The sequence below is a fragment of the Aquabacterium sp. genome (assembly GCF_050725395.1).
In the GTDB taxonomy this organism is placed as follows: Bacteria; Pseudomonadota; Gammaproteobacteria; order Burkholderiales; family Burkholderiaceae_C; genus Aquabacterium.
The window spans coordinates 209,400-235,154 of sequence record NZ_JBOHHL010000001.1 but is presented as its reverse complement, the minus strand read 5'-3'; the positions used below and the strand labels follow the sequence as shown (position 1 = coordinate 235,154).

Below are 25,755 nucleotides of genomic sequence, written 5' to 3'. Positions count from 1 at the left end.
AGCGGACAAACGCCGTGGTCAAGCTGGCGCCTCCTGTCAACAAACCGGAGCAAGCCACCATGAGACACCGACCCATCACCGCCACGCTGCGGACCATCGGCCTCGCCTGCGTCTTCAGCGCCCTCACCTGGACGGCCCCCTTCGCCGCCCAGGCCACCACCTTGTCCGACAACACCGAGCAGGTGTCCAGCGGCACCCTGGCGGCCACCGCCACCAGCTGGCTGGCCGCCAGCTTCACGTCCGATGCGGACCACAGCCTGGCCACGCTGGACGCGGTGCTTTCCGGCTCGGTCGACAGCGGCGCCAGCACCCTGGCTTTGTACAGCAGCGACGCCAGCGGCCTGATCCCCGACAGCCTGCTGGCCACCTTCACGGCCACCTCCACCGACGGCGGCTCACTGGGCTTCACCTTGAGCGGCATTGACCTGCTCGCGGGCAGCAGCTACTGGCTGGTCCTGAGCAATGGCGCCGGCGGCACGAACTGGTCGTGGACCGAGGCCAGCGAGGGCACGGGCACCGGCTTCACGGGCTTGTGGGCCAACAGCGATGACGCTGGCGATGTGTGGTTCACCAACAGCACGCTCTACCCCTTGCAAGCCAAGGTGACGGTGAGCGCCGTGCCCGAATCCGCCACGCTGCTGCTGTGGCTGGGCGCCCTGCCTTTGCTGGCATGCGCGCGCGCCAGGTCCAAGGAGGCCAACGCATGAGCACCCACCTGATCAACACCCCCCGCCGGCTGCTGCTCAAGCAAGCCGCCGCGGGCACCGCGCTGATCGTGGCCGCGCCCCTCACACGCGCCGCCCTCGGCAACCACTCCACCGTGGATGTGACCGAAGGCCCCTACTTCGTGGACGAGTTGCTGAACCGGCCCGACATCCGCGTCGATCCAAGCGATGGCAGCACGCAAGACGGCCTGCTGCTGTTGCTGTCCGTGTCGGTCTCGACCCTGGACACGGCCACCGGCTTGACCAAGCCACTGCCCAACGCGGTCGTCGACCTCTGGCATTGCAACGCCCTGGGTTTGTATTCGGACGTGAGCGCCAACAACACCGTGGGCAAGAAATTCCTGCGCGGCTACCAGGTCAGCGACAAGCAGGGCAAGGTCCAGTTCCGCAGCATCTACCCCGGCTGGTACTCGGGCCGCTCGCCGCACATTCACTGCAAGGTGCGCCAGTACACCAACGGCACCAAGACCTCGGAGTTGACCACGCAGTTCTTCTTCGATGAACAGCTGACGCAACTGGTCTACACCGACAGCATGCTGCCCTACTACCCCCACGGCCTGCCCGACCAACCGCATTCGACCGACCAGGTCTACAACGGCAACAACAGCTGCATCCCGGGCGCGGTGGCGGGCGATTCGCTCAAGCTCACCGTCGCCCGCACGGCCAAGTACGCCACCGCCAAGTTCGACATCCTGATCGACGCGGGCACCCGCTGCAGCAGTGCGGAGACCAACAGCGGCGGTGGGGGCGGCGGGGGCACACCCCCGACAGGTGGAGGCGGCATGCCACCCGGCATGACACCCCCCACCACCTGAGCAAAGGAGCCCGGTTCAGGCCCGCATCGCGGGCTTGTCCTCGTCGTACATGGCCTCGACCAAGTGCTGGTGGCGGTCGATCACGGCCCTGCGCTTCACCTTCAAGGTGGGCGTCAGTTCGCCGGCATCGATGGTCAAGGCGCTCGGCAGGATGCTGAACTTGCGGATGTGCGCCACGCGCGCCTGCCGGGCATTGACCTGGTCGATGCCGCGTTGCAACTCTTCGAGCACCAGCGGGTGCCGGTGCAGGTCGGGGCCGTTCAACAGGCTGGCCGCGGCCAGGGCCGACAACACCGCCTGGTCGAGGGTCAGCAAGGCGCTGAGGTAATGGCGGCCATCGCCGCAGACCACGGCATGTTCGATCAGGGGCACGTTCATCAGGTCGGCCTCGATGTTGGCCGGCGAGATGTTCTTGCCGCCCGAGGTGATCAGCAGGTCCTTCTTGCGCCCGGTGATGTACAGGTAGCCATCGGCGTCGATGTGCCCCAGGTCGCCGCTGAGCAACCAACCGTCCTGCATGGCCTCGGCGGTGGCCTGCGGACTGCCTGCGTAACCCTGGAAGATGTGCGGCCCGCGCACCAAGATCTCGCCATCGGCGGCCACCCGCATTTCCACGCCTTTCAAGGGGCGCCCGACCGAGCCGATGCGCGTGGCGCCCTCGGTGCTCAGGCTGGTCGCGCCACAGGTTTCGGATTGCCCGTAGACCTCGCGGATCACCAGGTCCAAACCGGTCATGAACTTGAGCTTGTCAGCCGCGATGGGCGCCGCCCCGGACGACAGCATGTGCGCCTGGTCCAGGCCAATGGCTGCCTTCACTTTCTGGTGAACCAGCCGGCTGGCCCACTTCTTTTGCCAGTTCAGCCAGAGGCCGGGTTGGCGTCCGTCCAGGATCGCTTCGTGCCATTGCTGGCCCGTGCGCAAGGCCCAGGCCGCCAGGTGCTTCTTCACGCCCGTGGCCGTGGCCAGCTTGGCCTGGATGCCCGCGTGCATCTTTTCCCACACGCGCGGCACGCCGAAAAAGATGGTGGGCCTCACCTCCTTCAGGTGCTCGCTCAATTCATCCAGGCTGCGCGCGAAGTAGATCGGAAAGCCCGCCAGCGTCGGCGTGTGCACGCTGATCATCTGCTCGGCCACGTGGGCCAAGGGCAGGTAGGAAATGACGCGGTCTTTGGGCGTGGCCGTGAGCGACTGGCTCAGGGCCACTGCGCTCCAGGCCAGGTTGGCGTGCGACAGCACCACCGCCTTCGATGGCCCTGTGGTGCCCGAGGTGTAGATGTAGGTGCCCGGATCCTGCGGCCGCAAATCCTGCAGGCGCTTTTCCACCAAGGTCTGCAAGCGCCGCTCGCCCAAGGCCATGAAGGCCTCCCAAGACAAGGCCTCCCCCGATGGACTCCCACCCTTCATGCGGATGACCTGGCGCAAGGCAGGCAAGCGGGCACGCATGGCATCCACCTGCTGGAAGCGTTCGTCGCTGTCCACCAGCAGCACGGGGCTGCGCGAATGGTTCAGGATGTACTCGACCTCGTTGGCCGGACTCGTCCAATAGATGCCGGCTGGCACGGCACCGACCATCATCGCGGCCATGTCCATGATGACCCACTCGGGCCGGTTGAAACCCAGCACGCACACCACGTCGCCCGGGTTCACGCCCAAGGCCAGCAAACCCCGCGCGGCGGCATCGACCTGGTCGGCGTAGTCGTTCCACGAGGTGGCCTGCCAGCCGCCAGCTTCGCGCACGAAATAGCCAGGCTGGTTGGCATGGCGCAAGGCGGTCTGCACGAAGCGGGCCGGTGTGGAGACGAAGTTCTGCATGGGCCCACTCTAGGCGCGACTGACGTTAACGTCAACTTGATATCCATTGGGTAAAACGCTTATAGGACAGGTCACGCCGGCTCGATACAGTGCCTCAGGCTTGAGGAGCGCCCCCATGACCGCCACCACGCCCGAGAGCGACCCCGCTCTGATGCAAGAAGTCTTCGACGCGCAAGGCTCGACCGCGCTGCGCTGGCGCACGTCCACGGCCGGCGAACGCATCGCGCGCCTCGTCAAGCTGCGTGAAGTGATCCTGGCGCACCGGGCGCCGCTCTACGAGGCTTTCCACCACGACTTCCGCAAGCCCGAGACCGAGGTCGAAGGCTCCGAGATCATCCCCATCCTCGACGAACTGCGCCACGCCATCGGCCACCTCCGGCAATGGATGAAGCCCAGGCGGATCGGGCCCACCTTGCTGACCCTGGGCAACAGCGCCTGGGTCCAGCCACAGCCGCGTGGCCGCTGCCTGGTCATCGCGCCTTGGAACTACCCGCTCAACCTGTCGGTCTGCCCGCTGATCTCGGCCATCGCGGCGGGCAACACCGTGATCCTCAAGCCCTCGGAGATGGCGCCCCGCGTCAGCGCCGTCCTGGTCCGCATCATCGCCACCGTGTTCAAGCTGGATGAAGTCGCCGTGTTCGAAGGTGGCCTGCCCACCGCTCAGGCCTTGCTCGACCTGCCTTTCGACCACCTCTTTTTCACCGGCTCACCCAGCGTCGGCAAGGTAGTGATGGCCGCCGCCGCCAGGCACCTGTGCAGCGTCACCCTGGAACTGGGCGGCAAGTCGCCCACCATCGTGGACGACACCGCCGACGTGGCCGAAGCCGCCAAGACCATCCTCTGGGGCAAGCTGATCAACGCCGGCCAGACCTGCCTGGCACCCGACCACCTCTACGTTCACGAAGGCATCAAGGCACGCTTCCTGGCCGCCTGTCAGGCGGTGCTGCAAGCGCGCTATGGCCACAGCGCCCAGGATCGCCAGAACAGCCCCGACCTGGCCCGCATCATCAACCCTCGGCACACCCAGCGCCTGCAAGCGCTGATCGACGATGGGGTGCGGCGCGGTGGCACCTTGCTGGCGGGCGGCGAGGTCGACGTGGCCGCTTGCTACGTCGCCCCCACCCTGATCGAGGGCTTGCCGCCTGAAGCGGCCTTGCTGCAGGAAGAAATTTTCGGGCCAATCTTCCCCGTCATCGGCTACACCGATTTGGACCAGGTCATCGCGCAGATCAACCGTCGCCCCAAACCGCTGGCGCTCTACATCTGGACCAAGGACCAGGCCCGCGCGCACCACGTGCTGGGCCACACCAGCTCGGGCGGGGCCTGCGTCAACCACTGCATCGTGCACGTGGCGCATTCCGGCTTGCCTTTTGGCGGCGTCAACCATTCGGGCATGGGCAGTTGTCACGGCCACCATGGCTTCAAGGCGTTTTCACACGAGCGATCGGTGATGCAAGCCGGCTGGCTGAACACGGTCAAAGTGTTCTTCCCGCCCTATACCGCTTCACGCCACCGCCTCATCCGCTCCATCGCCGACCGCTTGAGCTGAGCTGAGCTGAGCTCACAAGCGCACCTTACCCGTCAAGGCCTGCCACAGCATCACCCAGTCGCCAATGAAGCTGTAGACCGGGTGGCTGAAAGTGGCCGGCTTGTTCTTCTCGAACACATAGTGGCCAACCCACGCGAAGCCATAGCCGACGAAGGGCACCAGCACCAACCAGGCCCACTGCCCCGACAGCACCACGGTCGCCAGCGCCACCAGCACGAGCAGGGAGCCCAGCACGTGCAGGCGCCGGCACACCAGGTCGGTGTGCTGCGACAGGTAGAAGGGGTAGAACTCCTTGAATGAATTGAAGCGGCTCATGTCTGTCTCCTTCTTCGAATGGATCACGGCGGCAGGCGTTCCAGCATGGCCCTGACCACGGCCAGTGAATAGCGGCTGGCCACCTCCAGCACAAAACGCTGGAAGTCCACGTGCGCCGCGTCGTCCGCCCGGTCCGAGATCGTGCGGATGACGGCGAACGGCACGCCGAAATCGTGGCACACCTGGGCCAGCGCCGCGCCTTCCATTTCCACGGCCAAGGCCTCGGGCAAAGCCAGGCGCAAGGCCGCGCTTTCGGCGGTGGTGTCCACGAAGATGTCGCCACTGACCACCAAGCCCTGGTGCACACGTGGTGTGGCCTCGATCAAGCCATGCAACGCCGCCTCGGCCAAGACTTCGGTGGCCGCCTGCCCCGCCAGTTTGACAAGGTCGGCATCGGCCCACAAGCGGTCCAACCCCAAGCCCGGCAGTTCGAAACGCGGAAACAGGGGCGAGGCATCCATGTCGTGCTGCAGCAGCGCATCGGCCACCACCACGTCACCCACCCGCACCCCATCGCCCAGGCCGCCGGCCACGCCAGTGAACAGCACACGGTCCACCCCGAACTCGCTCAGCAGCAGGGTGGTGGTGGTGGCCGCGGCCACCTTGCCGATGCGCGACAGCACCGCCACCACCTCGTGCCCGCACCAATGGCCCAGGTGGAAGCTGCGCCCGGCGCGCTGCACCACCTGGCCGGGCGACATGGCCCGCAGCAAGGCACCTAACTCTTCAGGCATGGCCGCCACGATGGCCACGCGCCGCACCGATCCCGTCATGAACGCTCCCTGGCCGGCCAACGCTCCAGCACTTCGAACAAACCCATGCCTGCCAACATCGCGACCACGAACACCACCGCCTTGAATTCACCCATGCCCAAGGCGACCAAGGCAGGGCCGGGGCAGAAACCCGCCACACCCCAGCCCAGGCCGAAGACCAGGCTGCCGCCAACCAAACGCCGGTCGATCTGGCGCGCTGTCGGCAAGTGCATGTCCTCGCTAAGCCAGGACACCGAACGCCGACCTGCCACCGCGAAGGCCCCGATCCCGACGCTGATGGCCCCCGCCATCACCAGCACGAGCGAAGGATCCCAGGCGCCCGCCAAGTCCAGGAAGCCCAGCACCTTGGCCGGGTTGGCCATGCCCGAGACGATGAGGCCGAGGCCGAACACCAGGCCTGCCAGGAACGCCGACAGCAGGGTCATGGCGCCAAGCCCTGCCAGGCCAGCACGTGGCGCAACACGAACACCGTGGCGAAGCCCATGCCCATGAACGCCAAGGTGGCCACCAAGGACCGGGGCGACCGCCTCGACAGGCCACACACGCCATGTCCGCTGGTGCAGCCGGCCGCGTACCGCGTGCCCACGCCCACCAACAGCCCCGCCACGACCAACTCGGCCATGCCGGCGTCGATCGCCGGGGCCGGCCAGGCCTTGAACAGCCCATGCACCAGTGGCGCGCCGACCAGCCCCAGCACGAAGGCCAGGCGCCAACCGACCTCACCCGGCGCCGGCCTCCACAAGCCCCCCAGCACCCCGCTGATGCCCGCGATGCGGCCGTTCAACAAGACCAGCATGGCGGCCGCGGTGCCGATCAACACCCCTCCGGCCAGGGCGGACCAAGGGGTGAACGCATTCCAGGCGATCGACATCGTTCATTCCTCCGGACGACAAGGAGGACATCATCCCATCACGGAATTGACCGACAATGAAAAAGGCCACCTTGGAGAAGGTGGCCTTCAAAGCCTGTGGCATCCGGCGGCCATGTTCATGACAGAACAGCGGGCTCGCCGACCAACCCCAAGGGGCCGGTGATTTTGTTGTACATGGGTTCCCTGAGCGGGTGCCGCACGCGGGCATATTTGAGCGTTTCGACGATTGTATCGCCAAAAACAGAACATAAGGTGCAAAAATGATTCAAACGAATCTCAAATGCTCATGAACGACCGCATGGCCGCCCTGGAACACCAAGACCCCGTCCTGTTGAGCGAAGAGCCACGCGACCCCTCGTCCGCCCTCGCCGCCGACTGCCTGAGCGCGCTCATGGAGCGCCATGGTGTTCCTGCGCGGCAGCAAGCCGCTACCCTGGCCCAAATCACCGACATCTCGATCAGCCAGGCCCGCCGCAAGCTGCGAGGCGCGGTGTGGCTGTTTGGCGAGGTGCTCGCGGTCGCGCAGCATTTTGGCGAATCCCTGGACCAGGTCTTCGCCCAGCAGGCTTCGCGTCCACTGCCGGCCTCGCCCGCCCTGGACAGCCTGGGCAGCACCGCCAGCCAGGCCGCGCGCCTGTTGGTGGATGGACAGGAATTGCCCTGCCAAGTGCGCCTGGGTGCGCAGATCCGGTCCGGCGCTGCAGGCCACGTGGCCTTGGCCGCCGCCCACGATGCGCGAGGCTGGTGGGTCGGCGGCCAGGCTGCCCTGCAAAAGGTGGGACTTCGCGGACCGCATTACCTGGTCAACCAGGTCTCGCTGACCCAGGACGGTCAGGCCAAACCCACCCGCATCGCCGTGGTTGACGACGACCTGGCATCGGCCGAGGCCCTGGGCGACTGGTTCAACGAAACCGGCTACCGGGCAGACGCCTTCACCAGCGCCGCCCAGTTGCTCGGCACCGCGTTGTCGGATTACGACGCCTTCGTGGTCGACCTCATCCTTGGCGTAGGCCAGACCGCGCATGCCCTCGTCGAGCAAATCCGCGCCGCGCGGCCCGTGGCGCCCATCGTGCTGCTGACCGGGCAGTTGCGGGACGGCGCCGCCACCGAAGCCGACCTGACCACCTTGTTGCGCACGCAAGGCGTGGCCTTTTTCGAGAAGCCAGTGCGCCCAGCCGTGCTGACGGCCACCATCCAAAGCAAACTGGACCGCCTGGCCAACAGCGCCCTCTAGCCCGCAGACACGCCCGCATGACTTCCACGCCAGAAAGGCCTGTCGACCATCGGCACGACCGCTTGATGACCGGCGTTGCCCTGCTCGCCGCCATGGGCGCCATGCTCATCTGGGTCACCGACCGCCAACGCGGCCTGGCCACTGAATGGGATCTGTGGGCCATCCCCATGCTGGCGGCCCTTTACCTTGGCGTCGGCATCCTGCACGTCGTCCGGCCTCGCCACATCGGCCTGGGCTTGCCGCCCACCCTGATCGCCACCAGCATCTATTTGCTGGGCGCCATTCACCTGGCCATGGCAGGGCCGTCCTCCGTGCAACAGTTGTACGCCATGAGCTCCATCGCGCAGATGTTGCCGGTGTTCTACATCGTGGCCTTCGTGGCCTGGCCACGCGGCGGCGCCTGGGTCAGCGGCATCACTTACAGCGGCCTGGTGCTGCAGTACCTGTTCAGCCTGCAAACCCCCTTGCCCATGGGCGGCGCGAGCGAGCTCTACCTCGTCACCAACAAGACGCTGCTGGCTGCGCTGGTGATGCACCCCGGCGGCATCCTGGCCCTGAGCTTCATCACCCACCTGCGCGGACAACTCAACCGCTCGCAGCAAGATGCCTTCAAGGGCAAAGAGCGCTTCCTGGCCATGCTCTCGCACGAGATCCGCACGCCGCTGCAGGCCATGCTCGGCACCATCGACCTGCTGGCCCTGAAACTGCGCGGCGGCACCGAAGCCCGCGCACTCGACCGCCTGCGTGGCAGCGCCATCCAGCTGGACGCCCACCTGCGCGACGTCACCGAATTCACCCGCCTGGAGAACCCCGCCCTGCGCATCCAGGCCGAGACTTTCGACCTGGTCCGCCTGCTCAACGAACTGCGCGAAGAGTGGCTGCCGCAAGCCCAGGCCAAAGGTTTGAGCCTGAGCCTCGACATCGCGCCCAGTGACCAAGCCGTCCTTCAGACCTGGCGGGCCGATGCCACGCGCGTCCGGCAGATCGTCTGCAACCTGACCAGCAATGCGCTGAAGTACACGCTGGTCGGGGGCGTGACCATCCGCGCCAGCCTGTCGACGAAGCAGCGCGGCCACCTGTGGCTGCAGGTCGAAGACTCGGGCATCGGCATCGCGCCCCAGCACCTGGAAACCGTGTTCCAGCCCTATGTGCGCCTGGAAGACGCCCGGGCCTTGCGGGTCGAAGGCTCGGGCCTGGGCCTGGCTGTCGTCAAACGCCTGGTCGAACGCCTGGGCGGCAGCCTGCACCTGGACAGCCACCCCGACCGCGGCAGCCGTTTCACCGTGGAGCTGCCCATGGCCGACAATGGCTGACACCACGCACCACCCAACCCCGCCGTCAGCCCGCCATGAGCACACCTACCCGCAGCACCCCAGGCCACACCCTTCAACTCGGCACCCCTTTGTCACCCGCGGCCACGCGCGTCATGCTGCTGGGTTCGGGTGAACTGGGCAAAGAGGTGCTGATCGCACTGCAGCGCCTGGGCGTCGAGACCATCGCGGTCGACCGCTACGACCACGCACCCGGCCAGCAAGTGGCCCACCACAGCCGCACGATCACCATGAGCGACGCCGACCAGCTGCGCGCCCTGATCCTGGCCGAGCGCCCCCACCTGGTCGTGCCCGAGATCGAAGCCATCGCCACGCCAGTGCTGGAAGAACTCGAAGCGCAGGGCGTGGTCCGCGTCATCCCCACGGCCCGCGCCGCGCGCCTGACCATGGACCGCGAAGGCATCCGCCGACTGGCCGCCGAAACCCTGGCCCTGCCCACCAGCCCCTACGTCTTCGCCGATTCATTGCAGGAACTGCAGGCGGCCATCAACGACAAGATCGGCTACCCCTGCATCGTCAAACCGGTGATGAGCTCGTCCGGCAAAGGCCAGAGCAAGATCGATGGCCCGGCCGACGTGCAGAAGGCCTGGGATCACGCCATGGCCGGTGGCCGCGTCAGCCACGGCCGCGTCATCGTCGAAGGCTTCATCGATTTCGACTACGAGATCACTTTGCTGACCGTGCGCGCAGTGAACGCCCAGGGCCAGGTCGACACAAGCTTCTGCGCCCCCATCGGCCACCTGCAGGTCAGCGGCGACTACGTGGAAAGCTGGCAGCCGCACCCCATGCACCCAGAAGCACTCGACCAGGCCCAGGCCATTGCCCAGGCCGTGACCGACAACCTCGGTGGCCAGGGCCTGTTCGGGGTCGAACTGTTCGTCAAGGGACCGCAGGTGTGGTTCAGCGAAGTCAGCCCGCGCCCGCACGACACCGGCCTGGTCACGCTGACCACGCAGGTGCAAAGCGAGTTCGAGCTGCACGCCCGCGCCATCCTGGGCTTGCCGGTGAACACCGCCCTGCGCACACCCGGCGCTTCGGCGGTGATCTATGGCGGCGTGGACACGCAGGCCGTCGTCTTTGACGGCGTGGCCGACGCACTGCGCGTGCCCAACACCGACCTGCGCCTGTTCGGCAAGCCCGAAAGCTTCGCCAAGCGCCGCATGGGCGTGGCCCTGGCCTTTGACGATGATGTCGACACGGCCCGCGCCCGCGCCAAGGAAGCGGCGGGCAAAGTCAGGCCCCGCGCCGCTGACCAGCGGCCCGTTTAAGCACGGCCACCGTCGCTGTCTTCCAGGCCGCTCCACAGGGCCGCGTCGAACTGGCCCGCCTGGGTGGCCAGGGCCCTGGCGTCCAGGATCTCGATCTCGGCGTAGTGCACGGCGATGATGCGGTCGGCCGCCAGCGACTTGAGCGCCTTGTTGATGGTCTGCCGGGACACGCCCATCATCCGCGCCAGGTACTCCTGGGGCAGACGCAACCTGCGGCGCAAGGTGGGCTGAACGGCGTGTCCGTAGCTGGTGGCCGCGAACACCAGGCGCCGCGCCAGCTGCTGCTCGATGGGCATGGTGGCGGTGTCTTCCGCGGCCATCAACATCAAGCGAAGCTTGCCGCACGCCAGGCGCGCCATGTCGCGCCAGTAGTGCGGGTGGGCGTCCAGCCAGGGTTCGAGCACCGCCTGCGGGATCATCAACACGGTGGCATCCGTGTCCGCCACGGCGTCCTGGCTGCGCGGCTTGCGGTCGATCAAGGCGATCTCGCCCAACCACTGGTAGGGCTCCAGGTAAAGAGACAAGCGGTGGGTGCCGTCGCGCGGGTTCAGGGAACCAACCTTGAGGGCCCCCGCCACCACGCAGCACAAACCGGGGTGATCGTCTCCCTGGGCAAACAGGGTTTCACCGGCTTTCAGGGACACCAGCCGCCCTCGCTCGAGCAGACCTTCCTGCATCGCCGGGGGACAACTGGCGAACCAGATGTGCGAGCGCAGCGCAGGCAGCAAAGAAGCGGGAACGGGTTCGGTGCGGCGGTTCAGGAACGGCATGCGTGGCAATTCTGTGGCAGACTCAAGGCACCCCCCGAATGGGTTAGATGGAACGCATGCAAACTGTACCGATATTGACAGTCATGGCGGCCACTAACCTCTAGGATGCACCTCAGTATCTTTCAAAAAGCCGACCATCATGAGCAATTCTGAAGCCGTACATCCTGGCGCCATTCTGCGCAGCCAATTCATGGACCGCCACGGTTTGTCCGCCAGCGGCCTGGCCATTCGCCTGCACGTGCCCGCCCCCCGCGTCAACGACATCGTTCGCGAGCGCCGTGGCATCAGCCCAGATTCGGCGCTGCGTCTGGCCCGATTCTTCGGCACACCGGCCCAGTACTGGATGGACCTGCAAACGGCCTACGACCTGAAAGTGGCCGCCCAATTGGCTGGCGATCAGATCCGCCGCGAGGTGCTGCCTGTGGCCGACACCGTCGGCTCGATGGACGCCGTCGCCGCCTGAAAAACAGGGGTCGGCGGGGTTGCCGCCACGGTAACCCAGCCCGGTTAAGCGCTCGCCTAACCCGGGCCTGCTTTGGTGGTCACTGAAAGGCCACTTCGGCGAAGCTGCGCAGCTTGCGGCTGTGCAACTGCCCCGCGCGGTTGCCACGCAGGCGTTCGATGGCCCGCAGGCCAATGCGCAGGTGCTGATCGACCCGCTCACGGTAGAACTGATTCGCCATGCCTGGCAGTTTCAGCTCGCCATGCAGCGGCTTGTCGCTCACGCACAGCAAGGTGCCGTAGGGCACCCGGAATCTGAAACCATTGGCCGCGATCGTGGCGCTTTCCATGTCCAGCGCGACCGCGCGGCTCTGGCTGAAGCGCCGCTCCGGGCCCCGGTGCGGCAGGAGTTCCCAGTTGCGGTTGTCGGTCGAGGCCACGGTGCCCGTGCGCATGATGCGTTTCAGCTCGTAGCCGCTCAACTGCGTCACGTCCTCCACCGCGCCTTCCAGCGCCAGCTGGATCTCGGCCAGAGGCGGGATCGGCACCCACAGCGGCAGGTCCTCGTCCAGCACATGGTCCTCGCGCACGTAACCGTGGGCCAGCACGTAATCGCCCAGTTGCTGCGTGTTGCGCAGGCCAGCGCAATGGCCCAGCATGATCCAGGCATGAGGCCGCAGCACGGCGATGTGGTCGGTGATGGTCTTGGCGTTGGCCGGGCCCACGCCGATGTTGACCATGGTGATGCCACTGCGGTCCGCCCGCATCAGATGGTAAGCCGGCATCTGCGGCAAACGCGGCGGCACGGCGCCCAGCGTGTCTCCGGCTTCGGCGGGCACGCCTACCCGCCGCGTGACCACGTTGCCGGGCTCCACGAAGGCGATGCAATCGTCGTCGTCACGTGGGTTGGCAGGATCGGGCGCGCGGCTCATCAATTCATGCCCCATGCGCACGAACTCGTCGATGTAGAACTGGTAGTTGGTGAACAACACGAAGTTCTGGAAATGCTCGGGCGAGGTGCCGGTGTAGTGGCGCAGCCGGTGCAGTGAATAGTCCACGCGCGGCGCGGTGAACAGGGCCAGGGGACGTGGGCCGCCGTGGCTGGTTTCATAGGTACCGTTGGCGATGCCATCGTCCATCGAGGCCAAGTCGGGCAGGTCGAACTGGTCGCGCAACAGCAGGCGGCGATCGGCGGGCAAGCTGCCTTCGAGGTGGTCGTGCTCGGCCAACGAGAAATGCACCGGGATGGGCTCGTTGCTCAAGCCCACCTCCACCGACACGCCGTGGTTCTTGAGCAGCAGGTCGATCTGCTCGCGGTAGTAGTCCGCGTACAGGTCGGGGCGGGTCAGGGTGGTTTCGTAGATGCCAGGACCGGCCACGAAACCATAGGACAGGCGCGAGTCGGCGCGGGCCACGGTGTCGGTGTGGATGCGCAGGAAAGGATACTTGGCCCGGACATGTTCCTTGAAGGTTTCGCCACCGACGAAGCGCTGCAAGGAGTCCCTCAGGTAGTTGATCTGCGACTCGTAGAGTTCGGTGATGCGGGCCAGGGTGGCCTGGGAATTGTCGTAACGCTGAGTCTGGAACTTGGGGGCGGCCATACCACTCCTGGGCGGCAGTCAATACAACCCCATTGTGCGCCAGTGGGCGCGCCAAGGTTGTCGTCAGTGCCCGACACCTTCACGATCGGACAGATTCAGGGCGGGCTGAGCTTGGCTTCGGTGACGAAGGCGATGCGGCTCAGGCCGGCCTGCTGTAACAAGCCGATCAATTCGGCCACGCGCCCATAGGACACGGCCTCGTCGGCGCGCAATTGCACCTCGGTGTCCGCGCTCTGGCGGGCGGCTTCCTTGGCCTGGGCTGTCAAGCCCTGGGGGGTCACGACGCTGTCGTTGAGGTAGGTCTGGCCATCGGCTGCCAGGGAAATCATCAGGCTGTGCGGCGTGGCGTCGTTCTGCCGGGCGTCGGCCTTGGGCAGGTTCAGCTTGAGGCTGGACGTCATCAGGGGCGCGGTCAGCATGAAGATCACCAGCAGCACCAGCATGACGTCGATCAGCGGGGTCATGTTGATCTCGCTCATGGGCTGGGCGCCCTGGCGTCGTTCAAGTCGGCCGAATGCCATGGTGTGCTCCGAAGGGGCTCAGGCGTCCGAGCCGGCGCCGCGCGCAGGGTGGCCCAGCACGGCTTCGCGCAGGTCGTGGGCAAAGCCTTCCAGGTCGGCTTCGCAAGCCGACAGGATCTTGCCGAAGACGTTGTAGGCCAGCACGGCCGGGATGGCCACCGCCAGGCCGGCCGCCGTCATGATGAGCGCCTCGCCCACGGGGCCGGCCACCTTGTCGAGGCTGACCGAGCCTTCGTTGCTGATGCCCATCATGGCGTGGTAGATGCCCCAGACCGTGCCCAGCAGGCCGACGAAGGGCGACACCGCCCCCACCGAGGCCAGCAGCACCTGCCCGGCCTGCAAGCGCCCCAGCACCTCGTGCAGGCTGTCACGCAGGCGGCGGGTCAGTTGCGCCTCGGGCTGCACCTGAGCTTCGAGGCTGCCGGGCTGCGAGCTCAGCTTGGCCGCGTCGATCAGCGGCAGCAGGATGGCTTCGCGGTCCAGCGGCTGAACGGCCAGGCGGGCCGCGGCCATGTCGCTGGCGCGCCAGAACACCGGCACGCCACGCGCCAGGTCATGGCGGGCACGGGCCAGCAACCAGCCTTTCCAGAAAATGACCACCCAGGCGCCGATGGACATCAGCAGCAACAACGCCGCCACCGCCTTGGAAATGGCGTCACCCTGGGTCCACAGGTGCGAGAGGCCACCCATCACTTGAGTTCCAGGACGTCGTCCATGTCGAACAGGCCGTGGGGCTGGTTCGCCAGGAAACGCACGGCGCGCAAGCTGCCCTGGGCGTAGGTCGAACGGCTGGACGACTTGTGCGAGATCTCGATGCGCTCGCCGATGCCGGCGAACAGCACGGTGTGGTCGCCGACGACATCGCCGCCCCGCACAGTGGCGAAGCCGATGGTGCTGGGATCGCGCTCGCCAGTCACGCCTTCGCGGCCGTAGACCGCGCAGGCCTGGAGGTCACGCCCCAGGGCATCGGCCACCACCTGACCCATCTTCAGGGCCGTGCCGCTGGGGGCATCGACCTTGTGCCGGTGGTGGGCTTCGATGATCTCGATGTCGTAGCCTTCTTTCAAGGCCTTGGCGGCCTGGGCCAGCAGCTTGAGCACGACGTTGACGCCCACGCTCATGTTGGGCGCCATCATGATGGCGATGTCGCGCGCGGCATCGCGCACTTCGTCGAGCTGGGCTGGCGTGAAGCCGGTGGTGCCGATGACGGCCTTGACCCCCAGTTCGCGGCACACCTTGAGGTGCGCCAGCGTGCCTTCAGGGCGGGTGAAGTCGATCAGGTAGCGCGCGCCCTTCAGCCCGGCACGCAGGTCAGACGTGATGGCCACGCCGCTGGCCTGACCTGAAAAGGCCATGGCATCGATGCCGATGGCCGGGCTGCCCGCGATGTCCAGGGCACCGGCCAGGACGCAGTCATCGGCGGCCTTCACGGCCTCGATCAGCATGCGGCCCATGCGGCCGGAGGCGCCAGCGATGGCGATCTTGTGGTTTGCTTGGTTTGCGCTCATGCCATGACATTGGTGAGGAATTGAGAAGCAGCCCCCGGCGGGGACGGCTCAGCGGCCGGTTTCCAGCGGCGGGTAATCGCGCGCCGCGCCCTGCGGGGCCTTGCGGACCTCGTCGACCTTGGCCGGCACCGGCAAGGCGGCGATCTGGGCATCGCTCAGGTTGGCCGGGGGTTTCTTGAGATCGGTGGGCTTGTCGATCGCGGCCACGAACTCGTGCTCGCTGGGCAGGACATCGGCGTCGAAACGCTCGACCACGTCGTTCTTGAAGAACACGGTGACGCGGCGCTGCTGGGGCGGCACACCCTGGCGCCGGATCGTGAACACGTAGTCCCAGCGGTCGGCGTGGAAGGGGTCGGCCAGCAGGGGCGAACCGAGGATCTCGCGCACCTGGGTGCGGCCCAGCCCAGGCTGGATCTGGGCCATGATTTCTTGCGTCACGACGTTGCCCTGCACCACGTCGATCTGGTAGGGCTGGATGAGGCCGAACAGCGTCTCGGGCGAACTGAGGCGTGAACTGCAGGCCGACAAGGACAGCACGGCAAGCGCGGCCACGGGGGCCAGGAGGGATCGGCGGGTCACGGAAATCAACATGGCATCAAACGCCCTTGGAAAGGAGCCGGACAGTGTGCATCACAAACGCGATATTGGCCTCAAATCGGCCTGGGGCCGGATTGAATCGATATCATTGGGGATTCTAGCGGGGGCCAACAGGCCGCCGCCGACTGTCGGAGCCTCCCATGACCACCCACGCCGAAGAACTCAAAAGCAGCGGCCTCAAAGCCACCTTGCCGCGCATCAAGATCCTGGAAGTGTTCCAGCAGTCGGCCCAACGCCACCTGGCGGCGGAAGACGTGTTCAAGGTGCTGCTCAACGAAGGTTCGGACATCGGGTTGGCCACGGTCTACCGCGTGCTGATGCAGTTCGAGCAGGCCGGCATCCTCTCGCGCAACCACTTCGAGACCGGCAAGGCCGTGTTCGAGCTGAACGAAGGCAAGCACCACGACCACCTGGTGTGCGTGGTCTGCGGCCGGGTCGAAGAGTTTTACGACGCCGACATCGAGCGCCGCCAGCAAGAGATCGCCAAGGAGCGCGGCTACGTGCTGCAAGACCACGCCCTGTCGCTCTACGTGGTGTGCAACCGCGATGGCTGCGCCGGCAGCAAGGTCACCCTGCCCCGGGGCTCAAGCCACGGTTGAGGGCCGAGGGGCGGTTCAGCCCTGGCCCGCGCTGCGGTCCAACGCCTTCTGGTGGCGCTCGATGAATTCCTTGTAGGTGTCGATGCCCCGCAGTTGCAGCACGGTGTTGCGCACGGCGGCTTCGACCAGCACGGCCAGATTTCGGCCGGCATCCACGGCGATCACCGCCTTGCGGATGGGAACGGCCATGATCTCCTCGAAAAGAGGCTCGTAGGGCAGGCGTTCGAACTCGCGCTCCATGGTTTCCTTGCGGACCAGGTGCACGATCAGCTTGAGGCGCATCTTGCGGCGCACGGCGGTCTCGCCAAAGATGGACTTGATGTCCAGCAGGCCGATGCCTCGCACTTCCAGCAAGTTTTGCAGCAATTCAGGGCAGCGGCCTTCGATGGCCGTGCGGGACACGCGGTAGAGGTCGACCGCGTCGTCCGCCACCAGGCCATGGCCGCGGGAAATCAGCTCCAGGCCCAATTCGCTCTTGCCCAGGCCGGACTCGCCGGTCAGCAGCACACCCAAGCCCAGGATGTCCATGAACACGCCATGGCGCGTCAGGCGCTCGGCGAAATGCTGCGTGAGGTAGGAGCGCAGCACGTCGATCACGTGCCCGGCGGGCTCGGAGGTCACGAACAAGGGGATGCCGGCACGGCCGCACATGGCCACCAGGCGGTCGGACGGGGCTTGCGCGTCGGCCACCACCACCACAGGCGGCTCCAGCGTCACGATGCGCTGGATGCGGCGTTCCTGGTCTTCCGGGGTCGAGCTGTTGAAATAGGCGGCCTCGCGCCGGCCCACGATCTGCACCCGGTAGGGGTGGATGTAGTTCAGGTAACCGACCAGATCGGCCGCCGACTGCGCCGCCTTGACGGCTTCTTCGTCAAACCGGCGTTCAGGGTGAGCATGGCCCGCGATCCATTCCCAGTGCAGGGCGGTGCGGTTGGCTTCAAACAGCGCTTCGGCGCTGATCACGGCAAGGTCTTTGGCACTCACGAGGCGTTGGTGTTTTGAACAACAGAACCCGGATGATGCCCCATGCGCGCAGTTAAGGGGGAATCAGGCCACGGATTTGAGCGGCTGCCAGCGCTCGATCAGCTCGTGCACCTTGGCCGAATCGCCTTCGGTCTTGAGCCGTTCACGCAGTTCGCGGTCGGACAAGAGTTCGGCGATCTCCGACAGGATTTCGAGGTGGCGCTGCGTGGCGGCCTCGGGCACCAGCAAAAAGATCAGCAGGTTGACGGATTCGTCGTCCGGCGCATCGAATGGGATGGGCTGGCGCAGGCGGATGACGGCGGCCAGCGGATTTTTCAGGCCCTTGATGCGGCCATGAGGAATGGCCACGCCATGCCCGAGCCCGGTGGAGCCCAGGCGCTCGCGGGCGAACAGGTTGTCCGTCACGGTGGCGCGCGCGATGGCGTGATGATTTTCGAACAACAGGCCGGCGTGCTCGAACACACGCTTCTTGCTGCTGGCGTCCAGATCCACGACCACTTGGATGGCAGGAAGGATGGCGGAGAGTCGATTCATCTTGATACAAGCAGGGGCGACGGTTTGGCACCTTGACCCCCACCCCCGGGACGGATGAGGGGCGGATTATAGGAACCCAAAGACTACTGACAGGTGCCGCAACACCCACTGATTCAGGGGATTCTGCACCGGTTGCTGCAGCGCAGCAAGCCACATTCCCAACAATTTCACTCTAGGTCTGCGCCATTTTGCACATCGCATGAAAAACGGCCCCGAAGGGCCGTTAACTTGGTACTCGCCTGCACGGGCGTCCCACCATCAGGTGGCACCAAGCTGGATGCTGGATTTGGCGTGGCAGGTCATTGAACAGCGGCGTCCCAGTTGGTGGCGCCTTCATGACGCTTGAATGAGGTGTGGTGGTGGTCCTGCACGCGGTCCTTGTGGCGGCAGACCTGGCGATCGAGCTTGTCCATCAGTTGGTCGATGGCAGCGTAGAGATCCTCGTGGGCGGTTTCGACAAAGATGTCCTTTCCCTTGACGTGCAAATTGACTTCGGCCTTCTGGCGGCGATCCTTTTCCTTTTGCTTTTCAACACTGAGTAGGACGGTAACGTCCACCACTTGGTCAAAGTGTCGGGTTACCCGCTCTAACTTGGTGAGAACGTACTCACGCAAAGCGGCGGTAACTTCCAGGTGGTGCCCACTGATCGTCAAATTCATACTGCATCCTTTCGAGCGCAGAAGGGTTGAAGACATCCGGCTGGCTCAGCCTCAGGAGGCTTCCAAAAATGGGCCAACCGGAAACCCAGTTTGCGCCTGCCATGAACAGATGACAAGCCCATGACGTCAGTGTTTACATTGAGAAACCGTTCAATGTGAAGAAACCCCGCAAAGCGATTTAATCGCCTCCGAAGCGGCCTGATTCGAACTCAAACCGCAGGGGTTTGTCCTGCCTGGTGGACCCGCAAACGGCCCACCCACCAGACCATGACGATGGTAGAAGCCAGGGCCAGCCAACCCGTGCGCCCATAGCCCTGAACGAGGCCATCCGGGGTGCGTGAAATGAGCGCGCCACCCAACCAGGCCGCCAGGCCCATCGCGCCCGATTGCAAGGCCCCATTGACGCTCATGAAAGCACCGCGCATGGCCGGCGGGGGGGCGGCGGTCAGCAGGGCCATGCCGGGCACCATGCGCCCCGACACGAAGATGAAAAATGCCGTGGTGACCAGCACCAGCACGCCCACCGGCACCACCGGCAAGTGCGTGAGGATCAGCATGGGCAACACGGCCACCACGCTGATCGCCCGGAACACCAGCACCTTGCCATGTCGGTCGGCCAACTGGCCCCAGATCCGGGCCGTGAAGAAGGTGGCCACACCGCCCACCAGGTAGATCAGCGGCACCTGCTCCTGAGTCAGGCCGAGGTTGGTGGTGGTGTAGATGGTGATGTAAGGGATGATGCTGAAACTGCCCAGCACCATCAGGGCCGACAAGCCGAACGCGCGCCAGTGGTTGACCTCGGACAGCACGCGCCGCAACTGGTTGAAGGACGATCCCGCCGCCGCGCCGGCCAGGTGCCCTCGAAGTGAAGGCACCACGCCCAAGGCGATCAGCCACACCGGCACGCTGAACAAGGCGATGGCGAAGAAAGGCCAATGCCAGCCGCCCTGGCTGGCCAGCCACAAGGAGGCGGGCACCCCCGCCACCGTGGCCAGCGAAAACGACGCCATCACCACGCCCATGGCCCGGCCGCGCCGCTCGAAAGGGATCGCATCGCCCACGATGGTCTGCACCAGCGCCCCCAGCACGCCACCAAAGACGCCCGCCGCGATGCGCGCCCCCATCAGGCTGCCATAACTGGGCGCCAGACCGCAGGCCAAGGTGGCCACGATGAAGCCCGCGTACATCGCCAGCAGTGCACGCTTGCGCCCGAAGCGGTCGATCACCAGAGAGGCCAGCAGGCCTGACACGCCCGCCGCCAACGAATAGACCGACACCAGCAGCCCGAACTGGGCATCGCTGAGGCCGAACAGGCGCGTGAGCTGCGGCCCCAGGGGCATCATCACCATGAAATCGACGATGTGGGTGAACTGGACGCCGGAGAGGCTCCAGAGCAACCAGCGTTCCTTGGACGGAGTGAGGGTAGAAGACGACATAGCTCGCCAGTCTGCCCGCATTTGCGGCGCCGGGACGGCCCAAGGCCTTGCACGCGAGACAATGCGCGGATGATTTTCATTTTCAAGCACCCGTCGGCGTACATCTGGCTGCCCCTGGCCCTGCTGGCCATCGTCGGCCCGACCCTGGTGGCCGCCCATGACCCACCGTCCGTCACTTTCTACAACCAGGTCCTGGCGCTGTTCGCCTGGGGGCTGTGGACCGCCGCGCTGGCCGGGCCGGTCTTGCGCGGGCAGGCCCAGGTCGGCCCGGTCGATCGGCGCCCGGTGTGGGCCCTGTCCGCCATGCTCTTGTTGAATGCCTTGCTGGCCTTGATCGCGCCCTGGGTGAGCGGCTTGCCCGCCGGGCTGTCGATGATGGGCACCGGCATGGCCTTGTCGGCGCTGCTGGTGTTTGGCGTGGCTTGGCGCGTGGGGCTGAGCGAACAAGGTGACCGCGTCTTCGACGTGTTTTGCGAAGCCCTGGCCTGGGCTGGCATCGCGGGCATGGTGCTGGCGCTGATCCAGGTCTTTCACCCGGCCTGGGCCACGGGCAACCCGATCGCCGAACCCACCATGCCGGGGCGCGCGGTGGGCAACCTGCGCCAACCCAACCACTTCAGCACCCTGCTGGTGTGGTCCTGCTGCGCCGTGGCGTGGCTGGGCGCGCGCGGGCGCTGGAATCAAGGCGTGGCCATGGCGGCCATGGTGCTGATGATTGGGGGCGTGGTCTTCACGGCTTCGCGCACCGGCACGGTGGCCATGGCCTTCCTGACCATTTGGGGCTTGTGCGACCGCGACCTGCCCAAACGGCTGCGGTGGGTGCTGATCCTGGCCCCGCTCATCTACGGCGCGTGGTGGGGCGGCATGTGGTGGTGGTCGCACCTGGACACGGATGTCGCCTTCGCGGCCGAGGCGCGCCTGCACGACCACAGCGACATTTCCAGTTCGCGCTTCAAGATCTGGGCGAATGTGCTGGCCTTGATCGCCGACCATCCCTGGGCGGGCGTGGGCTATGGTGAATTCAACCTGGCCTGGACCCTGACGCCTTTTCCCACGCGGCCGATCGCCTTCTTCGACCACACCCACAACCTGCTGCTGCAATGGGCGGTGGAATTCGGCCTGCCGATGACGGCGCTGATGACGGCGCTGAGCCTTTGGGGGCTGTGGGCCTTGCTGGGCCCGGGCCTGAACCGCTGCAGGGCGCCCAGCCCCGCACCCGGCCAACCTTTCGCGGGCACCCCCGCGGGCGCGACCTCGGTGATCGTGGCCCTGGTGGGCCTGCACAGCTTGCTGGAGTACCCGCTGTGGTACAGCTATTTCCTGCTGCCCACGGCGTTTGCCTGGGGCATGGGGCTGGCCGCACGGGCCCGGCAGGCGAGCCGAGGCCAGGCCCTCCAGGCCCCCACCAGCCCCGCCACGCGCTCAGCCTTGGTCGCCTGTTCGCTGGCCATGTCCATCGCCACCGCCTGGTGCACCTGGGACTACCTGGCGGCCTCCAACATCTACGCGCCACGGGAAGGCGCGGGGCCGCTGGCGGAACGCATCCACTTCGGACAAGGCATGCCCTGGTTCGCCTACCAGGCCGACTACGCCGACGTGACCGGTGTGGAAGAGGACGAACCGTCCAAGCCACCGCAGGCTTTCAAGCGCACGCTGCACAACCTGGTGGACGCGCGTTTGATGATGGCCTATGCCCGGTCACTGGCCGAGCATGGCGACATCGACAAGGGCCGGTTCGTGGTCGACCGGCTGCGGGAATTCCACAACGCCACCAGCGACGCCTTCCTGAACGAATGCAAGGACACGCCGGACCTGGCGGAAGCGCCCTTCCAGTGCACGCCGGCCCAGCGCTCTTACACCTGGCGGGAACTGTTGCCGCCTTGAACCATCAGCGCTGCCAATGGCCGCTTTTGCCCCCGAGCTTTTCCAGCAGGGCAACGTCGGTCATGACCATGCCGCGGTCGGCGGCCTTGCACATGTCGTAGATGGTGAGCAGGCCCACCTGCACGGCGGTCAGGGCCTCCATCTCGACGCCGGTGGGGCCGACGGTCTGGGCCGTGACACGGCACAGCACGGCGGGTGGGTCGGCTTCGATGTTGAATTCGACCGCGACCTTGGACAGCGGAAGTGGGTGGCACAGGGGAATCAGGTCGGAGGTGCGCTTGGCCCCCTGGATGGCCGCGATGCGGGCCACGCCCAGCACGTCGCCCTTGCCAGCCTTGCCTTCGGTGATCAAGGCCAGGGTCTCGGCCCGCATGCGGATGCGGCCTTCGGCCACGGCACGGCGCATGGTGGCAGGCTTGTCGGACACGTCGACCATGTGGGCTTGGCCCTGGGCGTCAAAATGGGTCAGTTCAGTCATGATTGCCGGATGTAAAGATCACCCTGCGCGCCGAACCCCGACTGGGCCACGGCACTCCAAGCGGCGACAGACACAGCATACTGCCCAGCGTGGCAAACCTACTGCGCCTCCATGCTTTCGAAAAAAACGCCTTCTTCCATTCAACGCCGCTTCGCGAGAAGCGCGCCTTCTCAAGGCAAGGCATGGCATGCCGCGGCCATGGCCCTGCTGGCCTGGCCCATCGGCCTGAGCGCCTCGGCAAGCGACATTGGCGCGCTGCCCTCCGGCTCCACGGCCTCCACGTACATGGCCCTGCCCTCTCTGGGCGACGCGGCCGCGCAAACCTTGTCGCCCATGGCCGAGCGCCGCCTGGGCGACCGCATCATGCGTTCCATCCTGCGCGACCCCGATGTGATCGATGACCCGCTGGTGCTCGAGTACATCAACAACACATGGCAGGCACTGCTGACCAGCGCGCGCCAACGCGGCGACCTGAACGCCGACATCGACTCGACCCACGCCTGGCGGCCTTTCCTGGTGCGCGAGCGCAGCGTCAATGCCTTCGCCCTGCCCGGTGGCTACATCGGTGTCCACCTGGGCTTGCTGGCCATGACGACCACGCCGGACGAACTCGCCTCGGTGCTGGCGCACGAGTTGTCGCACGTCACGCAGCGCCACATCGCGCGCATGATCGGCGAACAGAGCCGGCAATCCTGGATCAGCATCGCCTCGATGATCCTGGGGGCGCTGGCGGTCAGCCGGGCACCCGCGGCCGCGCAGGCCATGATCACCGGCGGACAGGCCATCGCCATCCAGGGACAGCTGAATTTTTCGCGCGACATGGAGCGCGAGGCCGACCGCGTGGGCTTCGGCGTGATGAACGATGCGGGCTTCGCGCCGGCCGGCATGGCGCAGATGTTCGAGCACCTGCAGCAGGCCGCGCGGCTGACCGACGACAACAGCTACCCTTACCTGCGCACCCATCCCCTGACCACCGAACGCATCGGCGAGGCGCGCTCACGCATGGGCACCAATGGCTTCCTGCCAAGCGCCATCGACCACAGCGATGCCCGCGAGGCCCTGGTGGCGCAGCACGCCCTGATGTCCGCCCGCAGCCGCATCCTGATGGACACGCGCAGTGTCAGCCTGATCCCGTTGCTCAGCCCCAATGTGCCCAAGGGCACGTCGGCACTGGACACGGTGGCTTTGCATTACGCCGCCACCCTGGCCGCCCAGCGCTTGAACGACCGAGCCCAGGTGGGCACGTCCTTGAAGCTGGCGCGCAGCGCCGCCGCCACACTGCCCAAGGCACAACAAGCCGCGGTGGAGCGCATCTTGGCGCTGGAGGAAGCCGACACGTTGGTGGATGTGCGCCAGGCCGTGCAGGCCGCCGCCGTGCTGTCCAAGGCGGTGGAACAAGGGCAAGGCGTGGTGATGCTGGACGCCCGCCCCGAGTTGCTGTTGAACGCCCGCATCGCCTTGAACCTGCCCGACGCGCGGGACAACCGCGAGGCCTGGCTCGACGCCGCCACGCGCCTGCAGACCCACGTCAGCGCCCACCCGGAAGACGCCACTTCCTGGGGACTGCTGGCTTCACTCTGGCAACGGCTGGGCCAGCCTTTGCGCGCCGTGCGGGCCGAGGCCGAGGCCACGGCCGCCTTCGGCGACTTGCCCGGCGCCATCGACCGCATCGAGGGGGGCACCAAGAATGCGCGCCGCCCATCGCCCGCCGACGCCATCGAGCTGTCGGTGATGCAGTCCCGCCTGCGCGCCTGGCGGCGCCAGCAGCACGAGGACCTGGCAGAGGACGGGAGCCGCTGAACCCCCCCTCCGATCCGGGGGGGCGGCAACCCGCAGGTTTTACCGGGCAAAGTATTGCGAATGCGAATTATTCGCAATACAATCCATGCACTCGATCACGAAACCGCTGGTCGCCGCCTTTGCCCGGAGTTGTCACCTTGGATTCACCCGCCACCGCCCTTGCGCTGCCCCCCCTTCAGACCAAATTGCTGAGTCTGCTGGACGAGGTCTTGTCGCACGATGGCTTCGGCTCGGTCCGCGTTGACGTCCGCCTGCTCAAGCGCGGCCAGAAGGAAGTGATCCTGGACTGCGGCAAGCAGTACCGGTTCGTCGTGGATGTGCCCGACCTGAACCAACGCTGACTCGTCCAGTGCCTGGCGGCGTGAGGCCGCAGGCTGCATGCGCATCTGTTCCTGCTCGGCGCTGCCATCAGCGCACCGTGTGTCGCCTTCGTGGGGAAGGGACTTCACCAGTCCGTTTTTTCTTCCAAACCAACTCACGAGGTCATTCACATGTCACACGCCATCGCTTTCAAACACCTGCTGTCCGCCGCCCTGCTGGCCGCGCCTTTGCTGGCCTCCGCCACCGGTGGTCAATGGGATTCGACGCTGCCCGCCAGCACGACGACCCTGGCCGAATGGAACGTCATCAACACCTACCCCACGGACAGCACGCCTGACGTGGCTGGCGCCGGCACGCTGACCGAAACCACCGGCACAGCCTTCCTGACCAGCGGCGGCAATGTCTACAGCTTCTCGGCCGCCACCGCCTTCACGGTGAGCACCGCCGCCCTCGGCGCCGGCAGCTGGGACGTGTACCTGCGCGTCGGCGGCCTGGGCAACCCGGTGTTGGACACCGCCACGCTCAACGGCGTGAGCGCCACCCGCAGCATCGTCTTCAGCGAGAACCTGGGCGGCACCTTCGGCGGCGCCGAGGAAGAGAGCCTGTGGAAGTGGACCCTGACCGGCGGCAGCACGCTGAACTTCGCCTTTGGCGCCTCCAGCAGCAGCCTGAGCCTGGACCAGGTAGGCGTGTACGCCGTCACCTCTTCGACCACGGCCGTGCCCGAACCCGGCACCTGGGCCTTGATGGGCGCCGGCCTGGGCATGGTGGGCTTCATCGGCCGCCGCCGTCAGCGCCTGAACCACGCGGCCTGATCCTCGTTCGCCAACCTGGCTGACGATGTCCCCGAGTCCACCAGGGCTCGGGGCCCGCGCGCCCATGAGTGCTTGCCATGCAGTTGTTGTTTTCCACGTGCTCGCGCTTTTCAA

The 25,755-nt window shown here is 66.3% G+C and carries 28 protein-coding genes; 12 read left to right on the top strand and 16 right to left on the bottom strand.

Going from position 1 to position 25,755, the window contains the following annotated elements; genetic code table 11:
* Positions 1–59 precede the first annotated feature (59 nt).
* On the top strand, positions 60–707 hold the full coding sequence (locus ACREB4_RS01090; protein ID WP_431586330.1) for a choice-of-anchor R domain-containing protein: 648 nt from the start codon (positions 60–62) through the stop codon (positions 705–707).
* Positions 704–1,540, top strand: coding sequence for a hypothetical protein (locus ACREB4_RS01085; protein ID WP_431586329.1), 837 nt, complete (start codon positions 704–706; stop codon positions 1,538–1,540). The genes ACREB4_RS01090 and ACREB4_RS01085 overlap by 4 nt, the downstream gene beginning before the upstream one ends.
* A gap of 15 nt (positions 1,541–1,555) precedes the next feature.
* Here the strand turns inward: ACREB4_RS01085 and ACREB4_RS01080 are convergent, their stop codons facing one another.
* Complete coding sequence (locus tag ACREB4_RS01080) at positions 1,556–3,352, bottom strand: AMP-dependent synthetase/ligase (protein WP_431586328.1); 1,797 nt, start codon at positions 3,350–3,352, stop codon at positions 1,556–1,558.
* Positions 3,353–3,467: 115 nt separating this feature from the next.
* On the opposite strand from ACREB4_RS01080, the gene ACREB4_RS01075 reads away from it, so the two are divergent.
* Positions 3,468–4,901 (top strand): aldehyde dehydrogenase family protein, encoded by a 1,434-nt coding sequence (locus tag ACREB4_RS01075; protein ID WP_431586327.1) that lies wholly within the window; start codon positions 3,468–3,470, stop codon positions 4,899–4,901.
* Positions 4,902–4,913: 12 nt separating this feature from the next.
* Here the strand turns inward: ACREB4_RS01075 and ACREB4_RS01070 are convergent, their stop codons facing one another.
* Genes ACREB4_RS01070 through ACREB4_RS01055 form a run of 4 tightly spaced genes read right to left on the bottom strand, consistent with a single transcriptional unit; the run spans position 4,914 to position 6,860 of the window.
* Positions 4,914–5,216, bottom strand: a complete 303-nt coding sequence (locus tag ACREB4_RS01070) for an Mpo1-like protein (RefSeq protein ID WP_431586326.1) — start codon at positions 5,214–5,216, stop codon at positions 4,914–4,916.
* A gap of 23 nt (positions 5,217–5,239) precedes the next feature.
* Complete coding sequence (locus ACREB4_RS01065) at positions 5,240–5,989, bottom strand: 5'-methylthioadenosine/adenosylhomocysteine nucleosidase (RefSeq protein ID WP_431586325.1); 750 nt, start codon at positions 5,987–5,989, stop codon at positions 5,240–5,242.
* Positions 5,986–6,414 carry a DUF6691 family protein gene (locus tag ACREB4_RS01060; protein ID WP_431586324.1) on the bottom strand — a complete coding sequence of 143 codons (429 nt, stop codon included), beginning with the start codon at positions 6,412–6,414 and terminating at the stop codon, positions 5,986–5,988. The genes ACREB4_RS01065 and ACREB4_RS01060 overlap by 4 nt, the downstream gene beginning before the upstream one ends.
* Positions 6,411–6,860: a YeeE/YedE family protein gene (locus tag ACREB4_RS01055; RefSeq protein ID WP_431586323.1), complete on the bottom strand. Its 450-nt coding sequence runs from the start codon at positions 6,858–6,860 to the stop codon at positions 6,411–6,413. Before ACREB4_RS01055 ends, ACREB4_RS01060 begins: the two co-directional genes overlap by 4 nt.
* Before the next feature lie 280 nt (positions 6,861–7,140).
* Here ACREB4_RS01055 and ACREB4_RS01050 point away from each other — a divergent pair, with 280 nt between their 5' ends.
* The 3 genes from ACREB4_RS01050 (at position 7,141) to purT (ending at position 10,693) form a co-directional block, all read left to right on the top strand.
* Positions 7,141–8,094: a response regulator gene (locus ACREB4_RS01050; RefSeq protein WP_431586322.1), complete on the top strand. Its 954-nt coding sequence runs from the start codon at positions 7,141–7,143 to the stop codon at positions 8,092–8,094.
* A gap of 65 nt (positions 8,095–8,159) precedes the next feature.
* Positions 8,160–9,407, top strand: a complete 1,248-nt coding sequence (locus tag ACREB4_RS01045) for a sensor histidine kinase (RefSeq protein WP_431586321.1) — start codon at positions 8,160–8,162, stop codon at positions 9,405–9,407.
* Positions 9,408–9,442: 35 nt separating this feature from the next.
* On the top strand, positions 9,443–10,693 hold the full coding sequence (gene purT / locus ACREB4_RS01040; RefSeq protein ID WP_431586320.1) for a formate-dependent phosphoribosylglycinamide formyltransferase: 1,251 nt from the start codon (positions 9,443–9,445) through the stop codon (positions 10,691–10,693).
* Here purT and ACREB4_RS01035 read toward each other — a convergent pair.
* Entirely contained in the window at positions 10,690–11,463 is a 774-nt protein-coding gene (locus ACREB4_RS01035) for a Crp/Fnr family transcriptional regulator (protein ID WP_431586319.1), read from the bottom strand. The two genes, purT and ACREB4_RS01035, sit on opposite strands and share 4 nt — an antisense overlap.
* Before the next feature lie 139 nt (positions 11,464–11,602).
* Here ACREB4_RS01035 and ACREB4_RS01030 point away from each other — a divergent pair, with 139 nt between their 5' ends.
* A complete protein-coding gene (locus ACREB4_RS01030; protein WP_431586318.1) occupies positions 11,603–11,926 on the top strand; it encodes a helix-turn-helix transcriptional regulator in 324 nt (107 codons plus the stop codon).
* A 79-nt stretch (positions 11,927–12,005) separates the two neighbouring features.
* Here ACREB4_RS01030 and ACREB4_RS01025 read toward each other — a convergent pair whose 3' ends face one another.
* The 5 genes from ACREB4_RS01025 to ACREB4_RS01005 form a co-directional block, all read right to left on the bottom strand.
* Entirely contained in the window at positions 12,006–13,505 is a 1,500-nt protein-coding gene (locus ACREB4_RS01025; protein ID WP_431586317.1) for an AMP nucleosidase, read from the bottom strand.
* Positions 13,506–13,600: 95 nt separating this feature from the next.
* Complete coding sequence (locus tag ACREB4_RS01020) at positions 13,601–14,026, bottom strand: ExbD/TolR family protein (protein WP_431586316.1); 426 nt, start codon at positions 14,024–14,026, stop codon at positions 13,601–13,603.
* 18 nt (positions 14,027–14,044) lie between these two features.
* Positions 14,045–14,716: a MotA/TolQ/ExbB proton channel family protein gene (locus tag ACREB4_RS01015; protein ID WP_431586315.1), complete on the bottom strand. Its 672-nt coding sequence runs from the start codon at positions 14,714–14,716 to the stop codon at positions 14,045–14,047.
* Positions 14,716–15,534 carry a 4-hydroxy-tetrahydrodipicolinate reductase gene (gene dapB, locus ACREB4_RS01010; RefSeq protein ID WP_431586314.1) on the bottom strand — a complete coding sequence of 273 codons (819 nt, stop codon included), beginning with the start codon at positions 15,532–15,534 and terminating at the stop codon, positions 14,716–14,718. Before dapB ends, ACREB4_RS01015 begins: the two co-directional genes overlap by 1 nt.
* 48 nt (positions 15,535–15,582) lie before the next feature.
* A complete protein-coding gene (locus tag ACREB4_RS01005; protein WP_431586313.1) occupies positions 15,583–16,125 on the bottom strand; it encodes an outer membrane protein assembly factor BamE in 543 nt (180 codons plus the stop codon).
* A gap of 146 nt (positions 16,126–16,271) precedes the next feature.
* Between ACREB4_RS01005 and fur the strand changes: the two genes are divergently transcribed.
* Positions 16,272–16,730, top strand: a complete 459-nt coding sequence (gene fur / locus ACREB4_RS01000) for a ferric iron uptake transcriptional regulator (protein WP_431586312.1) — start codon at positions 16,272–16,274, stop codon at positions 16,728–16,730.
* A gap of 15 nt (positions 16,731–16,745) precedes the next feature.
* Here fur and hprK read toward each other — a convergent pair whose 3' ends face one another.
* From hprK to ACREB4_RS00980, 4 genes are all read right to left on the bottom strand, one after another.
* Positions 16,746–17,714: an HPr(Ser) kinase/phosphatase gene (hprK, locus tag ACREB4_RS00995; protein WP_431586311.1), complete on the bottom strand. Its 969-nt coding sequence runs from the start codon at positions 17,712–17,714 to the stop codon at positions 16,746–16,748.
* Between the two features lie 63 nt (positions 17,715–17,777).
* Positions 17,778–18,248, bottom strand: coding sequence for a PTS sugar transporter subunit IIA (locus ACREB4_RS00990; protein WP_431586310.1), 471 nt, complete (start codon positions 18,246–18,248; stop codon positions 17,778–17,780).
* Positions 18,249–18,547: 299 nt separating this feature from the next.
* Positions 18,548–18,907, bottom strand: a complete 360-nt coding sequence (gene hpf / locus ACREB4_RS00985; RefSeq protein WP_230177821.1) for a ribosome hibernation-promoting factor, HPF/YfiA family — start codon at positions 18,905–18,907, stop codon at positions 18,548–18,550.
* Between the two features lie 209 nt (positions 18,908–19,116).
* Entirely contained in the window at positions 19,117–20,343 is a 1,227-nt protein-coding gene (locus ACREB4_RS00980) for an MFS transporter (RefSeq protein WP_431586309.1), read from the bottom strand.
* Positions 20,344–20,412: 69 nt separating this feature from the next.
* On the opposite strand from ACREB4_RS00980, the gene ACREB4_RS00975 reads away from it, so the two are divergent.
* Positions 20,413–22,227, top strand: a complete 1,815-nt coding sequence (locus tag ACREB4_RS00975) for a Wzy polymerase domain-containing protein (RefSeq protein ID WP_431586308.1) — start codon at positions 20,413–20,415, stop codon at positions 22,225–22,227.
* Positions 22,228–22,231: 4 nt separating this feature from the next.
* Here ACREB4_RS00975 and moaC read toward each other — a convergent pair whose 3' ends face one another.
* A complete protein-coding gene (gene moaC, locus ACREB4_RS00970) occupies positions 22,232–22,705 on the bottom strand; it encodes a cyclic pyranopterin monophosphate synthase MoaC (protein WP_431586307.1) in 474 nt (157 codons plus the stop codon).
* Positions 22,706–22,816: 111 nt separating this feature from the next.
* On the opposite strand from moaC, the gene ACREB4_RS00965 reads away from it, so the two are divergent.
* From ACREB4_RS00965 to ACREB4_RS00955, 3 genes are all read left to right on the top strand, one after another.
* Positions 22,817–24,505, top strand: a complete 1,689-nt coding sequence (locus tag ACREB4_RS00965) for a M48 family metalloprotease (RefSeq protein ID WP_431586306.1) — start codon at positions 22,817–22,819, stop codon at positions 24,503–24,505.
* A 137-nt stretch (positions 24,506–24,642) separates the two neighbouring features.
* The gene (locus tag ACREB4_RS00960) at positions 24,643–24,846 is read left to right on the top strand and encodes a hypothetical protein (protein WP_431586305.1); all 204 of its coding nucleotides are present in this window, start codon (positions 24,643–24,645) and stop codon (positions 24,844–24,846) included.
* A 150-nt stretch (positions 24,847–24,996) separates the two neighbouring features.
* Complete coding sequence (locus tag ACREB4_RS00955) at positions 24,997–25,641, top strand: PEP-CTERM sorting domain-containing protein (protein WP_431586304.1); 645 nt, start codon at positions 24,997–24,999, stop codon at positions 25,639–25,641.
* Positions 25,642–25,755 lie beyond the last annotated feature (114 nt).

Excerpts from the sequence above, each read along its gene's own strand:
- ACREB4_RS01090 (WP_431586330.1), top strand. The coding sequence starts at position 60 with ATGAGACACCGACCCATCACCGCCACGCTGCGGACCATCGGCCTCGCC.
- ACREB4_RS01085 (WP_431586329.1), top strand. The coding sequence starts at position 704 with ATGAGCACCCACCTGATCAACACCCCCCGCCGGCTGCTGCTCAAGCAA.
- ACREB4_RS01080 (WP_431586328.1), bottom strand. The coding sequence starts at position 3,352 with ATGCAGAACTTCGTCTCCACACCGGCCCGCTTCGTGCAGACCGCCTTG.
- ACREB4_RS01075 (WP_431586327.1), top strand. The coding sequence starts at position 3,468 with ATGACCGCCACCACGCCCGAGAGCGACCCCGCTCTGATGCAAGAAGTC.
- ACREB4_RS01070 (WP_431586326.1), bottom strand. The coding sequence starts at position 5,216 with ATGAGCCGCTTCAATTCATTCAAGGAGTTCTACCCCTTCTACCTGTCG.
- ACREB4_RS01065 (WP_431586325.1), bottom strand. The coding sequence starts at position 5,989 with ATGACGGGATCGGTGCGGCGCGTGGCCATCGTGGCGGCCATGCCTGAA.
- ACREB4_RS01060 (WP_431586324.1), bottom strand. The coding sequence starts at position 6,414 with ATGACCCTGCTGTCGGCGTTCCTGGCAGGCCTGGTGTTCGGCCTCGGC.
- ACREB4_RS01055 (WP_431586323.1), bottom strand. The coding sequence starts at position 6,860 with ATGTCGATCGCCTGGAATGCGTTCACCCCTTGGTCCGCCCTGGCCGGA.
- ACREB4_RS01050 (WP_431586322.1), top strand. The coding sequence starts at position 7,141 with ATGCTCATGAACGACCGCATGGCCGCCCTGGAACACCAAGACCCCGTC.
- ACREB4_RS01045 (WP_431586321.1), top strand. The coding sequence starts at position 8,160 with ATGACCGGCGTTGCCCTGCTCGCCGCCATGGGCGCCATGCTCATCTGG.
- purT (WP_431586320.1), top strand. The coding sequence starts at position 9,443 with ATGAGCACACCTACCCGCAGCACCCCAGGCCACACCCTTCAACTCGGC.
- ACREB4_RS01035 (WP_431586319.1), bottom strand. The coding sequence starts at position 11,463 with ATGCCGTTCCTGAACCGCCGCACCGAACCCGTTCCCGCTTCTTTGCTG.
- ACREB4_RS01030 (WP_431586318.1), top strand. The coding sequence starts at position 11,603 with ATGAGCAATTCTGAAGCCGTACATCCTGGCGCCATTCTGCGCAGCCAA.
- ACREB4_RS01025 (WP_431586317.1), bottom strand. The coding sequence starts at position 13,505 with ATGGCCGCCCCCAAGTTCCAGACTCAGCGTTACGACAATTCCCAGGCC.
- ACREB4_RS01020 (WP_431586316.1), bottom strand. The coding sequence starts at position 14,026 with ATGGCATTCGGCCGACTTGAACGACGCCAGGGCGCCCAGCCCATGAGC.
- ACREB4_RS01015 (WP_431586315.1), bottom strand. The coding sequence starts at position 14,716 with ATGGGTGGCCTCTCGCACCTGTGGACCCAGGGTGACGCCATTTCCAAG.
- dapB (WP_431586314.1), bottom strand. The coding sequence starts at position 15,534 with ATGAGCGCAAACCAAGCAAACCACAAGATCGCCATCGCTGGCGCCTCC.
- ACREB4_RS01005 (WP_431586313.1), bottom strand. The coding sequence starts at position 16,125 with ATGTTGATTTCCGTGACCCGCCGATCCCTCCTGGCCCCCGTGGCCGCG.
- fur (WP_431586312.1), top strand. The coding sequence starts at position 16,272 with ATGACCACCCACGCCGAAGAACTCAAAAGCAGCGGCCTCAAAGCCACC.
- ACREB4_RS00990 (WP_431586310.1), bottom strand. The coding sequence starts at position 18,248 with ATGAATCGACTCTCCGCCATCCTTCCTGCCATCCAAGTGGTCGTGGAT.
- hpf (WP_230177821.1), bottom strand. The coding sequence starts at position 18,907 with ATGAATTTGACGATCAGTGGGCACCACCTGGAAGTTACCGCCGCTTTG.
- ACREB4_RS00980 (WP_431586309.1), bottom strand. The coding sequence starts at position 20,343 with ATGTCGTCTTCTACCCTCACTCCGTCCAAGGAACGCTGGTTGCTCTGG.
- ACREB4_RS00975 (WP_431586308.1), top strand. The coding sequence starts at position 20,413 with ATGATTTTCATTTTCAAGCACCCGTCGGCGTACATCTGGCTGCCCCTG.
- moaC (WP_431586307.1), bottom strand. The coding sequence starts at position 22,705 with ATGACTGAACTGACCCATTTTGACGCCCAGGGCCAAGCCCACATGGTC.
- ACREB4_RS00965 (WP_431586306.1), top strand. The coding sequence starts at position 22,817 with ATGCTTTCGAAAAAAACGCCTTCTTCCATTCAACGCCGCTTCGCGAGA.
- ACREB4_RS00955 (WP_431586304.1), top strand. The coding sequence starts at position 24,997 with ATGTCACACGCCATCGCTTTCAAACACCTGCTGTCCGCCGCCCTGCTG.